13 protein-coding genes and 1 pseudogene are annotated in these 13930 nt (G+C 67.8%); 5 read left to right on the top strand and 9 right to left on the bottom strand.

Annotation, left to right across the window (positions count from 1 at the left end):
- Positions 1-14: 14 nt before the first annotated feature.
- The 3 genes from RMO04_RS10290 to glmS form a co-directional block, all read right to left on the bottom strand.
- Positions 15-875 (bottom strand): SDR family oxidoreductase, encoded by an 861-nt coding sequence (locus RMO04_RS10290; protein WP_309644690.1) that lies wholly within the window; start codon positions 873-875, stop codon positions 15-17.
- A 9-nt stretch (positions 876-884) separates the two neighbouring features.
- On the bottom strand, positions 885-1754 hold the full coding sequence (locus tag RMO04_RS10285) for a UTP--glucose-1-phosphate uridylyltransferase (RefSeq protein ID WP_309644689.1): 870 nt from the start codon (positions 1752-1754) through the stop codon (positions 885-887).
- A gap of 61 nt (positions 1755-1815) precedes the next feature.
- Positions 1816-3636, bottom strand: coding sequence for a glutamine--fructose-6-phosphate transaminase (isomerizing) (glmS, locus tag RMO04_RS10280; RefSeq protein WP_309644688.1), 1821 nt, complete (start codon positions 3634-3636; stop codon positions 1816-1818).
- Positions 3637-3778: 142 nt separating this feature from the next.
- On the opposite strand from glmS, the gene glmM reads away from it, so the two are divergent.
- The 3 genes from glmM (at position 3779) to RMO04_RS10265 (ending at position 7596) form a co-directional block, all read left to right on the top strand.
- Complete coding sequence (glmM, locus tag RMO04_RS10275; RefSeq protein ID WP_309644687.1) at positions 3779-5131, top strand: phosphoglucosamine mutase; 1353 nt, start codon at positions 3779-3781, stop codon at positions 5129-5131.
- 157 nt (positions 5132-5288) lie between these two features.
- Positions 5289-6320, top strand: coding sequence for an adenosine deaminase (locus tag RMO04_RS10270; protein WP_309644686.1), 1032 nt, complete (start codon positions 5289-5291; stop codon positions 6318-6320).
- 205 nt (positions 6321-6525) lie between these two features.
- Positions 6526-7596, top strand: coding sequence for an endonuclease/exonuclease/phosphatase family protein (locus RMO04_RS10265; protein ID WP_309644685.1), 1071 nt, complete (start codon positions 6526-6528; stop codon positions 7594-7596).
- 142 nt (positions 7597-7738) lie between these two features.
- On the opposite strand, the gene RMO04_RS10260 is transcribed toward RMO04_RS10265, so the two are convergent.
- The 3 genes from RMO04_RS10260 to RMO04_RS10250 are packed head-to-tail and all read right to left on the bottom strand — an operon-like array spanning position 7739 to position 10366.
- Positions 7739-8752, bottom strand: coding sequence for a DUF2891 domain-containing protein (locus RMO04_RS10260; protein ID WP_309644684.1), 1014 nt, complete (start codon positions 8750-8752; stop codon positions 7739-7741).
- Positions 8730-9695: a DUF979 domain-containing protein gene (locus RMO04_RS10255; RefSeq protein WP_309644683.1), complete on the bottom strand. Its 966-nt coding sequence runs from the start codon at positions 9693-9695 to the stop codon at positions 8730-8732. The genes RMO04_RS10260 and RMO04_RS10255 overlap by 23 nt, the downstream gene beginning before the upstream one ends.
- A complete protein-coding gene (locus RMO04_RS10250; protein WP_309644682.1) occupies positions 9692-10366 on the bottom strand; it encodes a DUF969 domain-containing protein in 675 nt (224 codons plus the stop codon). Before RMO04_RS10250 ends, RMO04_RS10255 begins: the two co-directional genes overlap by 4 nt.
- 134 nt (positions 10367-10500) lie before the next feature.
- Between RMO04_RS10250 and RMO04_RS10245 the strand changes: the two genes are divergently transcribed.
- Positions 10501-10842, top strand: coding sequence for a DMT family protein (locus tag RMO04_RS10245; protein WP_309644681.1), 342 nt, complete (start codon positions 10501-10503; stop codon positions 10840-10842).
- Positions 10843-10960: 118 nt separating this feature from the next.
- Complete coding sequence (locus RMO04_RS10240; RefSeq protein WP_309644680.1) at positions 10961-11116, top strand: hypothetical protein; 156 nt, start codon at positions 10961-10963, stop codon at positions 11114-11116.
- Positions 11117-11119: 3 nt separating this feature from the next.
- Here the strand turns inward: RMO04_RS10240 and RMO04_RS10235 are convergent, their stop codons facing one another.
- From RMO04_RS10235 to RMO04_RS10225, 3 genes and pseudogenes are all read right to left on the bottom strand, one after another.
- Entirely contained in the window at positions 11120-11638 is a 519-nt protein-coding gene (locus RMO04_RS10235) for a DUF6886 family protein (protein WP_309644679.1), read from the bottom strand.
- Complete coding sequence (locus tag RMO04_RS10230; RefSeq protein ID WP_309644678.1) at positions 11631-12935, bottom strand: UDP-glucose/GDP-mannose dehydrogenase family protein; 1305 nt, start codon at positions 12933-12935, stop codon at positions 11631-11633. The genes RMO04_RS10235 and RMO04_RS10230 overlap by 8 nt, the downstream gene beginning before the upstream one ends.
- A gap of 127 nt (positions 12936-13062) precedes the next feature.
- Positions 13063-13930, bottom strand: a pseudogene (locus RMO04_RS10225) (phosphomannomutase/phosphoglucomutase); the annotation flags it as partial.

Genomic DNA, 13930 nt, shown 5'->3' with positions numbered 1-13930 from the left:
AAAGTCGCCCTTGGTCATCGTTCGCCTTCCAGGATCGCGGCCAAGCCCTCGCGGTAGGTCGGGTAGGCCGGGCGCCAGCCGAGCTCGGCCTTGGCTCGGGCGTTCGAGACCCGCTTGCTCTCGGCGTAGAAGCGTCGCGCCTGGGGCGTCATGGCCTCAAGGTCCAGCGGCGTTTCGGGCGGCGGCTCCAGGCCCAGCAGCCGCGCGGCGTGTGCGACCACCTCGCTGTTGGCCGCCGGCTCGTCGTCGCAGAGGTTGTAGGCGCCTGCGGCGCGGGGGCGGGCCATCGAGGCGTCCAGGCCTGCGGCCAGGTCGTCCACGTGGATGCGGCTGAACACCTGGCCTGGGGCGGCGATGCGCCGGGCCCTGCCTTCGCGCAGGCGGTCGAAGGCCGAGCGTCCGGGGCCGTAGATTCCGGGCAGGCGGTGGACGGTTACCGTCAGGCCCATGCCGCGCCCGACCTCCAGCCAGTCGCGCTCGGCGCCGACACGGCGGGCGCCCTCCATGGATTGGGCGGCCAACCGGCTGTCCTCGAACACCCAGCCGCCCTTGCGGTCGCCATAGACCCCGGTGGTGGAAAGGTAGCCGATCCAGTCGGGGAAAGCCTGTGCGCGGGCCAGGGCGGGGACCAGGACCTGCAAGGCTGGGCAGCCCTCGGGACCGGGCGGGGCGGTGATCAGGATCGCCTGCGTCCGCGTCAGGTGATCGGCGACGGCCCCGATGTCGCTAACGGCCACAGGGTCGACGCCCTGAGCGGCCATCGCCTGGGCCTTGTCGGGCGTGCGGTAGGTGGCCGAGATGTTCCAGCCCTGAGGCAGCAGCCGACGGGTCAGGGCCTTGGCGGCGAAACCGTAGCCGTAGATGAACAGCCGCAACCGCGGCGCCTAGAGCAGGGCCTGGATCGCGGCGCGAGCGGCCTCGCCCAGGTCCGGCCGCGCCAGGGCGAAGGCGACATTGGCCCGCAGCAGGCCGATCTTGTCGCCGCAGTCGTAGGTCACGCCGTCGTATTCCAGGGCGTGGAAGTCCTGAGACTTCATGAGTTCGGCCATGGAGTCGGTCAACTGGATCTCGCCGCCAGCGCCCTTGCCCTGGCGCTCCAGCAGCTCGAAGATTTCCGGTTGCAGGATGTAGCGGCCCGAGATGATCAGGTTCGACGGCGCGGTCCCGGCGGCGGGCTTCTCCACCATGCCGGTCATGCGGTTCAGCCGCCCCTCGCGGCCATCCAGGGCCACGATCCCGTACTTGTGGGTCTCGCTGTCGGGCACGGCCTCCACCACCACGATGTTGCCGCCGACCATGTCGTGAGCGGCCACGGCCTGGGCGAGCGCGGGGGTCTCGGCGGCCATCAGCATGTCGGGCAGGATCACGGCGAACGGCTCATCGCCGATGATGTCGCGGGCGCACCAGACGGCATGTCCCAGGCCCAGGGGCGCCATCTGGCGCACGAAGCTCATGGAGCCGGGCTGCAGGATGTCGCGGCGGACCTCGGCCAGGACGTCGTGCTTGCCCTTGGCCTCAAGCGCGCCCTCGATCTCGGGGTTGCCGTCGAAATAGTCCTCGATGGCGCCCTGGCCACGGCTGGTGATGAAGACGAAGTGCTCGATGCCGGCGGCACGGGCCTCCTCGATCACATAGGAGAGGATCGGCCGGTCGAAGACATTCAGCAGGTTCTTCGGCGTGGCGCGAGCCACGGGCAGAACGCGGGTTCCCAGGCCCGCCACCGGCAGCACCGCCTTGCGCACGCGTTTGGTCATCTTGGCTCTCCGCTCGCCCATCGAACTAGATGAGCGCAGGGGTTAAATCCACCAGGGCGAGTTACTCAACCGTGACCGACTTGGCCAGATTGCGCGGCTGGTCCACATCGGCGCCCTTCTGGACCGCGACATAGTAGGCCAGCAGCTGGATGGGCGCGGACATAACCAGCGGTGCGATCAGCGGATCGCACTTAGGCGCCGTGACCACCACCCTGGCCCCGGCCGGCGCGTGCTTGGCGCCGTCGGGATCGGTGATGAACACCACCTGTCCGCCCCGGGCCATGACCTCGCTCATGTTCGAGGCCGACTTCTCGAAGTAGCTGTCGAAGGGGGCCAGGATGACGATGGGTGTCGCCTCGTCCACCAAGGCGATGGGCCCGTGCTTCAGCTCGCCGGCGGCATAGCCCTCGGCGTGAATGTAGCTGATTTCCTTGAGCTTCAGGGCGCCTTCCAGGGCCAGCGGATACATCGGTCCGCGCCCCAGATAGAGCACGTCGCGCGCCTTGGAGACCTCCAGCGCGATGCTGCGCACGGCCTCTTCCAGGTTGATCGATTCCGCCATCAGGCGCGGGGCTTCCAGCAGCACGCGGACGAGCCGGTTCTCTTCCGCCGCGTCGATCTTGCCCCGGGCGCGGGCGGCGGCGACGGCCAGGGTGGTCATCAGGCTGACCTGGGCGGTGAAGGCCTTGGTGGAGGCCACGCCGATCTCCGGCCCGCAATGGATCGGCCAGACCACGTCGGCCTCGCGGGCGATGGTCGACTGGACGGCGTTGACCAGGGCGGCGCTCTTCATCCCCGCGGCCTTGCAGTGGCGCAGGGCGGCCAGGGTGTCAGCGGTCTCGCCCGACTGCGAGATCGCGATCGCCAGGGACTGGGCGCTGAGCGCGGGGCTGCGGTAGCGGAATTCCGAGGCGATCTCGACGTCCACGGGCAGGCCGGCGAGCTGCTCGATCATGTACTTGCCCAGCAGGCCGGCGATGTAGGCCGTGCCGCAAGCCACGATCTGGATCCGGTCCAGCTTGGCGAAGTCTATCCCGCCGGGAATCGTCGTGGTGTCGCTCAGGACGTCCACATAGGCCGCGATCGTCCGCTGGCAGCCCTCCGGCTGGTCATGGATCTCCTTCTCCATGAAGTGCCGGTAGTTGCCCTTCTCCACCTGGGCGGCGGAGGCTGAAACCGACTGGACCTTGCGCTCCACGGCCGCGCCGGTCGCGTCGAAGATCCGGGCTCCGGCGTGGTCGATGGCGACATAGTCACCTTCTTCGAGATAGGCGATCTTCGTTGTGAAGGGGCCGACCGCCAGGGCGTCGGAGCCGATGAACATCTCGCCCTCGCCATAGCCGACCACGAGGGGGCTGCCCTTGCGCGCGCCCATCACCAGGTCTTCATGGCCCTCGATCAGCACCGCCAAGGCATAGGCGCCGGTGAGGCGGTCCAAGGTGGTCTTCAGCGCCGCCAACGGCGCGAGACCGGTCGCCAGTTCCGAATCCAGCAACTGGGCGATAACCTCGGTGTCGGTCTGGCTTTCGAAAACTCGGCCCTGGGCCTCCAACTCGCGCTTCAGTTCGGCGAAGTTCTCGATGATGCCGTTGTGGACCAGGGTGACGCGACCGGACTTGTGTGGGTGGGCGTTGGCCTCGGACGGCCCGCCATGGGTGGCCCAGCGGGTGTGGCCGATGCCGACCGTGGCGGCGAGCGGCTCCGCCTCCAGCACATCCTCCAGCGCCCGGATCTTGCCCTTGGCGCGGCGGCGCTCGACCTTGCCGCCGACGATGCCGGCCACGCCGGCCGAGTCATAGCCGCGGTATTCCAGACGCTTGAGGCTGTCGATCAGCCGCTCCTGGACAGAGGATTTCCCAACGATGCCGATGATGCCGCACATGAGGGCTTCACATCCTTTGTCGAAACACGCGTAGACCATTAGTCTTCAACGCTGCGCCGCCTTTAGCATTCGCAAACGCGGCGTCGACTAAATCTGGGTTTCGGATCGTTTCGCGACCCATTCGAGAACCACGAGAAGTCCCATGACAAAGCGCGCCTATTTCGGCACCGACGGCATCCGCGGCCTGGCCAACAGCCATCCCATGACCGCCGAGGTCGCCCTGCGCGTGGGCCTGGCGGCGGGTAAGCTGTTCATGTCCCAGGACGACCGACGTCACATGGTGGTGATCGGCAAGGACACCCGGCTGTCGGGCTACATGGTGGAGCCGGCCCTGGTGGCGGGCTTCGCCAGCGTGGGCATGGACGTGCGCCTGCTAGGCCCCATGCCGACGCCGGGGGTGGCCATGATGACCCGCTCCTTGCGCGCCGACCTGGGCGTCATGATCTCGGCGTCGCACAACCCCTATACCGACAACGGCATCAAGCTGTTCGGCCCGGACGGCTACAAGCTGTCGGACGCCCGTGAGCTGGAGATCGAGGCCCTGATGGATCAGGGCCTGGCCGACGGCCTGGCCGCCCCCACCAAGCTGGGCCGCGTGGCCCGGGTGGACGACAGCCAGGCGCGCTATGTCGAGATCGCCAAGGCCACCTTCCCACGCCGGCTGAGCCTGGCCGGTCTGCGCATTGTCATCGATTGCGCCCATGGCGCGGCCTACAAGGTGGCGCCGGTGGTGCTGTATGAACTGGGCGCCGAGGTCATCAAGATCGGGGTCGATCCCGACGGCACCAACATCAACGAGGAGTGCGGTTCGACCCATCCCGAGGCCATGGTCCGGGCGGTGAAGGAGTTCCGCGCCGATATCGGGATCGCCCTGGACGGGGACGCCGACCGGCTGCTGATCTGCGATGAGAAGGGCCATGTGGTCGACGGCGATCAGATCATGGCGATCATCGCCGACAACTGGGCCAAGCGCGACCGCCTGACCGGCGGCGGCGTGGTCGCCACGGTGATGTCCAATCTGGGACTGGAGCGGTTCCTGGGCGCGCGCAACCTGACCTTGGAACGCACCGCCGTGGGCGACCGGGCGGTGATGATGCGGATGCGCGAAGGTGGGTTCAATCTGGGCGGCGAACAGTCGGGCCACATGATCATGTCCGACTTCTCCACCACCGGCGACGGCCTGCTGGCGGCGCTGCAGGTGCTGGCCGTGCTGAAGGAAAGCGGCCAGCCGATGAGCATGCTGGCCCACCAGTTCGAGCCCGTGCCGCAGAAGCTCGAGAACGTGCGCTTCGCCGGCGGCAAGCCGCTGGAGACCGACCAGGTGAAGGATGTGATCGCCCAGGCCGAGCTGCGCCTGAACGGGACCGGCCGCATCGTGGTGCGCGCCTCGGGCACCGAGCCCCTGATCCGGGTGATGGCCGAGGGCGACGACGAAAAGCTGGTCCACCAGGTGGTCAAGGACATCGTCGGGGCCGTTAAGAAGGCGGCGGCCTAGAGCCAAACCTCCTTGGCCCGCACGGGTCGAAGGATGCTAGAAGCCGGTTGTCCTTTGGGCTTGTCGAAGGCGCCTCGATCCCGGGCTGGTCATTCGGGTCCTCGGGGAAGACACTTTCGTGACGTGTGCGATTCCCGCCGACGCCCGGACGCAAGCCATGCCCGATCTCGAAAGCTTCATCCGCGGCCTGCCCAAGGCCGAGCTTCACCTGCATATCGAGGGCAGCCTCGAACCTGAGCTGATGTTCGAGCTCGCGCGGCGCAACGGGATCGAGCTGCCCTTCGCCGACGTCGAGGCGGTTCGCGCGGCCTACGCCTTCTCCAACCTGCAGGACTTCCTGGACATCTACTACCAGGGCGCCCAGGTGCTGGTGACGGAGCGCGATTTCCACGACCTGGCCATGGCCTACTTCCGCCGTGTCGCCGCCGACGGCGCCGTCCATGCCGAGATCTTCTTCGATCCCCAGACCCACACCGAGCGCGGCGTCGCCTTCGCCACCGTCGCTGACGGCCTGCTGGCGGGAATGGCGGAGGCCAAGGCGACGCTGGGCGTCACCTCCAAGCTGATCCTCTGCTTCCTGCGCCATCTCTCGGAAGACGATGCTCAGGAGACCCTGCGCCAGGCCGAGCCCTATCTCGACCGGATCGCCGGGGTGGGTCTCGACTCGTCGGAGCTGGGCCATCCGCCCGCCAAGTTCGCCAAGGTCTTCGCCGCCGCGCGCGCGCAGGGTCTGAAGCTGGTGGCCCACGCCGGCGAGGAAGGGCCGCCGGAATATGTCCACGAAGCCCTCGACATCCTGGCCGTCGACCGCATCGACCACGGCAACCGGGCGCTGGAAGACGCCGGCCTGGTCAAGCGGCTGGTGGCTCAGGGGATGACGCTGACGGTCTGCCCGCTGTCGAACCTGAAGCTCTGCGTGGTCGATGAACTGCCCGACCATCCCTTGAAGCGGATGCTGCGCCTGGGCCTCAAGGCGACCATCAACTCCGACGATCCGGCCTATTTCGGCGGCTATCTGGCCGAGAACTGGATCTCGACCACCCACGCCCTGGGACTCACTCGCGACGAGCTGGTCACCCTGGCGCGCAACAGCTTCACCGGCTCGTTCCTGACGCCTGGCGAGATCGCGGTGCATCTGACCGAGATCGACAATTACGTGGCGGACGTAGAGGCCGGCCGGCCTCGTTAATCACGGCTAATACTGAGTTAACGATACCGAATATAGAACCGTCATGCCGCTTTCATGGCCGCGTCACCGACTCAGAAGACAAGAGCCCCGCCGGCGAATAGATCAATAGACATCCGGCTGCGTCTGAACAACGCGGGGCAAATGCGAATAGCGCGTCACTGTGGCGGCGAATTCGCGAGCTCCGTATGTCTGGGAGCGGCGATCGATGTATTTAGCGACCATCGCCATGACCTCGGTGCTTGCGACGGCGCCGGCGCCCGAGCCCGCCCCGGGCGGCGAACCGCGGAGCCTGGCGACCCAGCAGGGCGTCGAGCTCAGCGTGCTCACCTACAACGTCAAGGGTCTGCCCTGGCCGATAGCCCTGGGCCGAGCCAGCGCGCTCAAGGATATCGGCGCCGAGCTGGCCACGATGCGGCTGGAGGGCCGCCAACCCGATGTGGTCCTGATTCAGGAGGGATTCCGCGCCGAGATCCGCGACCTGGTGCAGGCCAGCGGCTACCAGTACTGGGCGCGCGGCCCTGCCCGATCTGAACGGCGCTCAGGGCCGCCCCCCGAAGCGGGACAGAGCTTCCGCCCAGTCAGATACAGGACCTCCGGTGAGGGCTGGGGCAAGTTCACCGGGGCGGGGCTGCACGTGCTGAGCGATGTCCCCATCGTCGATGTGCGCAGCACCGCCTATCGCTACTGCGCGGGACTGGACTGCCTTGCCAACAAGGGCGCCATGCTGACGCGCCTGGCTCTGCCGGGTTCGCCGGTGGAGATCGACATCGTCAACACCCACCTCAACTCCAAGCGAGCCGCCAAGGTGCCGCGCGCCCGCTCCCTGCACGCGCATAACCTGCAGACCGAGGAGCTGTTCGCCTTCATCCAAGCCAACCGCGCGACCGGGACGCCGCTGCTGGTCGGTGGCGACTTCAATGTGAAGAACGCGCCGGAGCGCTACGACCACAAAGCGGCCGCGCGGCCATACAGGGTGGTCAGCGAGTTCTGCCATGACCCCGCCAATGTGTGCGAAGGCGAGGCGTCGACCCGCCAGCCCTGGCTGGCCGCCCAGGACCTGCAGGCTTTCGGGCACGACGGCCCCGTCAGCGTCCAACCGATCAAGGTGCAGACCTTGTTCAGCGCCGAACGACCGGGACCGCGCCTGTCGGACCATGACGGGTATCTGGTGCGCTATCGGTTGCTGTGGAACTCCGCCGCCGCCCCGGCGCGCCGGCCGGTGGAGGTGAAGCCGCAGTTTCGCACCTGGGGCGTCAAGGTGTCCTGGTCCTACTGACTTAGCGGTGCGCCATACCCGGCGCAGGCGCGCGGGCGCAGGAGAAGCAGCCGCGATCGACGTCCACCGTGGCCCGCATCTCGCCGCCCTCTCGAACCCGGACGCGGCACTGGCCGAGATCACGACGGCGAAATGGGGGGCCTCAGCCGGCCTCGAGCGCCAGCAGGGCGAAGGTGGCCAGCCAGTGTTCGCCCATATAGTCGCCGGCCACGTGCGCCAGGCCCGCGGCGAGGTGGTCGTCGGCGGCGGCGAGTGCGACGGCGCTGGCGGGATCGGCGACGTCCAGGGCGGTGGCGATGGATCGCCAGCACCAGGCGCGACTGAGGCATAGGCCGTCGAGGTGCGCGATCTTGCCGTCCGTCCGATCGCTGACCGTTGGCGGGGTGAACAGCGTCGCCGGCTGTCGGCGGGCGGTCTCGGGCAGGAAGCGTGCGAACCAAGTCCTGAACTCGGCGGCCGGCAGGACGCGGCGCAGGCACTCAGCCTCCGCCAGGGTGGCCGACAGGAAGTCGTCGCCACTGGGCTCCCAGGCCTGGGCGCCGGTGTCGGCCAGATACCAGGCCCTGGCGTGGGTGGTGATCAAGGCGCTCAGCGCCTCATCCTTGACCTGGGCCGCGTACTCGCTGGCCAGGGCCAGGGCGAAGGCGGTGTTGAAATGGGTCCCGGTGCGGATCGGATAGGTGGCGATCGGCAGGAAGGCCATCAGCCGGTCCGCCACCGCTTCGGCCAGGGGGCGCAGGGTGGCGGCCCAAGGCGCGTCGTGCCGTTCCAGTTCGGCCGCCAGCATCAGCAGCCACGCCCAGCCGTAGGGTCGGCCAAACCCACGCGCGGCGGGGCGCGAGAAGGTGGCGACTTCGCCCGCGACTTTCTGCGCGGTGAAGTTGGCGTTCAGCAGGTCACGCACCCCGGCGGCCGGCGCGATGTCGGGGAAACGGCGCAGCAGGCGTGCGAGCTGCCAGTGCCCGTGAACGCAGGAATGCCAGTCGAAACTGCCGTGGAAGATCGGGTGGAGAACGCGCGGCGGCAGGACGTCTTCGTCCCCGGCCAGCACCTGGTCCAGCTTGTACGGATAGGGCTTGGTCACATGGCCCAGGGTCAGCCGCGCGAACTTGGCGGCCAGGTCGGGGGTGAGCTCAGAAGCGGAAAACGAGGACATACATCAGGGCCGTGTTGGCGAGCAGGAGGAGGAGGGCGGTAGGGACCTGGGCCTTGATCACGCCGTTGCGATCCTTGAGCTCCAGCAACGCGGCGGGGACGATGTTGAAGTTGGCCGCCATGGGGGTCATCAGCGTGCCGCAGAACCCCGACAGCATGCCGATGGCGCCCATGATCGCCGGATCGCCGCCGAACTGAAGCACGATGAGCGGCAAGCCTATGCCGGCGGTCATCACCGGGAACGCGGCGAAGGCGTTGCCCATGATCATGGTGAAGATCGCCATGCCGAAGGTGTAGGCGCAGACGGCGGCCAGCTGACTTCCGTCCGGCAGCCAGGTCGAGGCGAGATGGCCGATGGCCGTGCCCACCCCGGCGGCGGCGAAGACGGCGCCGAGGGCCGCCAGCATCTGCGGCAGGACGGCGGCCCAGCCCACGGTGTCGAGCAGGCGGCGGCCTTCCTGCAGTGGGGTCACCAGCCTGGCCCGCAGCATCGGCATGGCGATGGCCAGCGCCACGAAGACCCCCAGGATCAGGGAGACCAGGGTCGCCTGCTTGGGGTCGACGATACCCGCCAGCTCTGGCCGCTTGAAAGCGAAGGTGCCGGCCAGGGCCGTGGCGGGGATGGCCAGGGCCGGCAGGAACAGCTTGTTGCCTAGCCGCGCGGCGCTCTCGCGCCGTTCTTCCGGGCTGCTGGTGGCCGGCGCGCCCTGGCCCAGGCCGCCGAAGCCCGCCACCAGGACCATGGCGATGACCACCAGACCGTTGATCAGGTCGGGGAGGTGCGAGCCGAACAGGAAGCTGGCCGCGAACAGGCCCCAGAAGGCCGTGTTCTTCCAGCGCTTCGGGTTACTGGCGTCGCGGGCGCTCAGGATCGAGATGGCGGCGAAGAAGGCGCCGGCGATGACATAGAGGACTTCCAGTCCGATGGGCAGCAGACCGCTCATCGGCCGGCCGCCAGGGTCTTGGCTAACTGACGGTCCAGGAGCATCAGCCGCGTCCCGTGAATGGCGAGCGCGCAGAAGGCCGTGGGAATGGCCCAAATGGAGAGCTGCAGCGGCTCCACGATGATCCCGTTCTGCTCCAGGAAGCCCTTGATCAGCAGGATGGAAGCGATGGCGATGAAGATGTCCTCGCCGAAGAACAGCGCGATGTTGTCGGCCGCGGCGGTGTGAGCCCGAATGGTCTGTCGAGTCTCGTCAGGCACTGCGCCGTAGTGGGTCTCCGCGGCGGCCTCGGCCATGGGGGCGATCAGCGGTCGGACCATCTGGGCGTGGCCGCCCAGCGAGGTCAGCCCCAGCGCCGAGGTCGCCTGGCGCAGGATGAAGTAGAGCAGCAGCAGCCGCCCGACCGTGGCCGCCTGTATGGCGCCGATCAGGGTCTTGGCCCGCTCCTGCAAGCCAGCCCGCTCCAGCAGGCCGATGACCGGCAGCACCACCCAGACCACGCTGACATAGCGGTTTTCCTTGAAGGCCTTGCCGAAGGTTTCGACGACCTCCACCGGCCCCAGCCCGCCCGCCACCCCGGTGACCAGGGCGGCCACCGTGACCACCAGCAGCGGATTGAGGCGGGCCATGAAGCCCACCACGACGATGACGATCCCGATCAGCGACAGCACGCGCGTCCCCCAAGTCCGGGCGAACTCTAGCCGAGCGCGCGGGCCTTCATAGGTCCGATTCGAGCGTCTTCCCGAGCGGCCCTCCCGCGTAAGACTTTTGGGGTTCGCCGACAGATTCGACCGCGAGGTTCGCCATGCCCACCATCCTGCTGCTCACCGCCTCCAACATCTTCATGACCCTCGCCTGGTACGGGCATCTGAAGTTCACCGGCAAGCCGCTGTGGATCGTCGCCCTGGTGAGCTGGGGCATCGCCTTCTTCGCGTACTGGCTGGCGGTTCCGGCCAACCGCATCGGCTATATGAGCGGGTACTCGGCCGGCCAACTCAAGGTGATGCAGGAGGTGATCACCTTGCTGGTGTTCGGAGTCTTCGCGGTCGTCGTGCTGGGCGAGAAGCTGCGGTGGAACCACGCCGGCGCCTTCGTCTGCCTGGTGGGTGCGGTGGCCTTCATGTTCGCTGACAAGCTGCGGGCGTGAGCCGCGGCGCGTTCGCCCTTCACGCGACGGGGCTATTCAAGGTCAATAATTCATGACAGCCTCGTAACGTTCGCACCGCTCGACCGGTGCGGCATTAGAAACGGACTGGGAGCGAAACATGTCGCGACACCCCACCATGGGGCGTTTGTCGCGGGGTCAGACGAAGAGCGTCAGCTCGATCGCCTGCCTCGCCTTCGTCGGAGCCATGGGCGTGGCCTTCTGGGCCGGCGCCGCCTGGATCGCCAACACCCTCATCACGCTGCTGTCGCAGTAGGGCCTAGCGCCTCGGCTGGGCGTTGCGCTTGCGGATGATGGAGAACTCGAGGCTGGACGCCGCCACGGCGTCGCTCAGCGGCCAGAAGTCCTGCAGGATGCGCACCTCGGCGCCAGCCTCGATCAAAGCCGCGACCAGGTTGCCCCGTCCGCGCTCGGCGTTTGGAATGACGGGCTTGCGCGCTATCCAGTAGCCGGCGCCCGGCAGCGCCGCCTCGAAGTCCTCAGTCGGAAACTCATAGATCCGCAGCGGGCAGGCCATGACCCGCTCCAGCCAAACCGCCTCGAACGCCACCACCCGCCTTGCGCCGCCCAGAAACCGCGCCGCGTCCTCGTCGGTCGTGGTCGGGCCACGGCCATAGGTCACGCGCGGGCAGTCGCGGGGCAGCAGGTAGTTGACCAGATGGTCCTCATCCACCGCCCAGACGCAGTCGCCGGTCACGCCGGAGTCGGTGGAGGGCGGCGGGCGCGGATCGAACCGCGCGATGCCCGCTTCCTCGCTGACGTGGAAGAGCCTAGGCACGCCCGATGCTGGCGTATTTGAAGCCCCGGGCGCGCATGTCGTCGGGCTTGTAGATGTTGCGCAGGTCGACCAGGACCGGGGCCTTCATCAGCAGCTTGACGCGATCAAGGTCGAGGGCCCGGAACTGGTCCCACTCGGTGATGATCACCAGGACGTCGGCGTCGGCGGCGACATCGTAGGGGTCGTCCTTGAAATCCACGTCGCGCAGGAGCTGGCGCGCCTCGTGGGCGCCTTCCGGATCAAAGGCCTGGACGTGAGCGCCCATGGCCTGCAGGGCCGGCACGATGTCGAGGCTGGGGGCGTCGCGCATGTCGTCGGTGTTGGGTTTGAAGGTGAGGCCCAGCACGCCCACCGTCTTGCCGGCGAGGTCGCCGGAGAGCGCGTCGGAGACCTTGCCGGCCATGTTCTTCTTGCGCTCGTCATTGACCTTGACCGTGGTCTCGATGAGGCGAACCGGCGAGCCGGCGTCCACGGCCGTGCGCACGAGGGCGATGGTGTCCTTCGGGAAGCAGGAGCCGCCGTAGCCCGGGCCGGCGTTGAGGAACTTGTTGCCGATCCGCTTGTCCAGGCCGATGCCGCGCGCCACCTGCTGCACATCGGCGCCCAGCGCCTCGCAGAGGTCTGCCATCTCGTTGATGAAGGTGATCTTCAGCGCCAGGAAGGCGTTGGCGGCGTACTTGATCAGCTCGCTGGTCCGCCGCGTGGTGAAGACGATCGGCGTTTCGTTCAGATAGAGCGGGCGATAGAGCTCGGTCATGACCGCCTTGGCGCGCTCGTCCTCGCAGCCCACCACCACGCGGTCGGGGCGCTTGAAATCCTCGATGGCGGCGCCTTCGCGCAGGAACTCGGGATTGGAGACCACGGCGAACTGGGCGTCCGGGTTGGTCTGGCGGATGATCTTCTCGATCTCGTCGCCGGTGCCCACCGGAACAGTCGACTTGGTGACCACCACGGTGAAGCCGTCCATCAGCGTGGCGATCTCGGCGGCCGCCGCATAGACGTAGGAGAGGTCGGCGTGGCCGTCCCCGCGCCGCGAAGGCGTGCCCACGGCGATGAACACCGCGTCGGCCTTGCGGACCGCCTCGGCGGCCTCGGTGTCGAAGTTCAGGCGGCCGGCCTTGACGTTCTGGGCGACCAGCAGGTCCAGGCCGGGTTCATAGATCGGGATGCCGCCGCTCCGCAGCCGCTCGATCTTGGTCGCGTCCTTGTCGATGCAGGTGACGGTGTGGCCGAAGTCGGCGAAGCAGGCTCCGCTCACCAGGCCGACATAGCCGGTGCCGATCATCGCGACGTGCATGCGCTATCCCCAAATGGCTCAGGCCGCCTTTCAGCACGCCGCGACCGCACCCGCAATCGCCGCGCCGATCCAGAACGGCACATTCGTTTCGCGGTGCAGCAAAAGCCGCGCCCGCAACGGTCTCGTGTCAGACTTCCTGGTTGTAGGCGCCGATTTCCGGGCGCTTGGCCAGGCGCGGCTTCACCTCTTCGCGGAACAGGGCGCGCATGTCGTCGTCCGAGCGCGTGCTCTCCACCACCACCACGATCTCCGGCTTATTCGACGAAGCCCGGACCAGCACCCAGGAGCCGTCCTCCAGCGCGACCCGGACACCGTTGACGGTGATCACCTCGACGATCTTGCGGCCCAGGATCGTGCCGCCGGCCTTGGCCAGGGCCTCGTACTCGGCGACCACGGCCTCGACCGTCTGGTACTTCACCTCGTCGGCGCAGTGCGGCGACATAGTCAGCGAGGTGTAGGCGACGGGCAGGGCGTCCTTCAGCTCCGAGAGCTTCTTGTCGGGGTTACGGTCCAGCATCGCCAGGATCGCCGCCGCCGCCGTCAGGCCGCAGTCGTATCCGCGGCCAAGCGGCGCGTTGAAGAAGAAGTGGCCGCTCTTCTCGAAGCCGGCCAGGGCGCCCAGCTCAGCGGTCTTGCGCTTGATATAGCTGTGGCCCGTCTTCCAGTAGACCGTCTTGGCGCCGTTCTTCTTCAGCACCGGATCGGTGGCGAACAGGCCGGTGGACTTCACGTCGACCACGAAGGTCGCGTCCTTGTGCAGTTCCGACAGGTCGCGGGCCAGCATGAGGCCGATCTTGTCGGCGAAGATCTCCTGACCGGTGTCGTCCACCACGCCGCAGCGGTCGCCGTCGCCGTCGAAGCCTAGGGCCAGGTCGGCGCCGAACTCGCGGACGGCCTTGGCCATCTCCTGCAGCATCTCGTGGTCTTCGGGATTGGGATTGTAGCGCGGGAAGTTCCAGTCCAGCTCGCAGTCCATCTCATAGACCACGGCCACG

It is taken from the genome of Phenylobacterium sp. (assembly GCF_031412415.1).
Classification (GTDB): Bacteria; Pseudomonadota; Alphaproteobacteria; order Caulobacterales; family Caulobacteraceae; genus Phenylobacterium.
This window is presented reverse-complemented; position numbering and strand designations above follow the sequence as displayed.

Bases quoted from the DNA above. Each gene is read 5' to 3' on its own strand.
- RMO04_RS10285 (WP_309644689.1), bottom strand. From the start codon at position 1,754: ATGACCAAACGCGTGCGCAAGGCGGTGCTGCCGGTGGCGGGCCTGGGA.
- glmS (WP_309644688.1), bottom strand. From the start codon at position 3,636: ATGTGCGGCATCATCGGCATCGTTGGGAAATCCTCTGTCCAGGAGCGG.
- glmM (WP_309644687.1), top strand. From the start codon at position 3,779: ATGACAAAGCGCGCCTATTTCGGCACCGACGGCATCCGCGGCCTGGCC.
- RMO04_RS10270 (WP_309644686.1), top strand. From the start codon at position 5,289: ATGCCCGATCTCGAAAGCTTCATCCGCGGCCTGCCCAAGGCCGAGCTT.
- RMO04_RS10265 (WP_309644685.1), top strand. From the start codon at position 6,526: ATGTATTTAGCGACCATCGCCATGACCTCGGTGCTTGCGACGGCGCCG.
- RMO04_RS10260 (WP_309644684.1), bottom strand. From the start codon at position 8,752: ATGTCCTCGTTTTCCGCTTCTGAGCTCACCCCCGACCTGGCCGCCAAG.
- RMO04_RS10255 (WP_309644683.1), bottom strand. From the start codon at position 9,695: ATGAGCGGTCTGCTGCCCATCGGACTGGAAGTCCTCTATGTCATCGCC.
- RMO04_RS10245 (WP_309644681.1), top strand. From the start codon at position 10,501: ATGCCCACCATCCTGCTGCTCACCGCCTCCAACATCTTCATGACCCTC.
- RMO04_RS10240 (WP_309644680.1), top strand. From the start codon at position 10,961: ATGTCGCGACACCCCACCATGGGGCGTTTGTCGCGGGGTCAGACGAAG.
- RMO04_RS10230 (WP_309644678.1), bottom strand. From the start codon at position 12,935: ATGCACGTCGCGATGATCGGCACCGGCTATGTCGGCCTGGTGAGCGGA.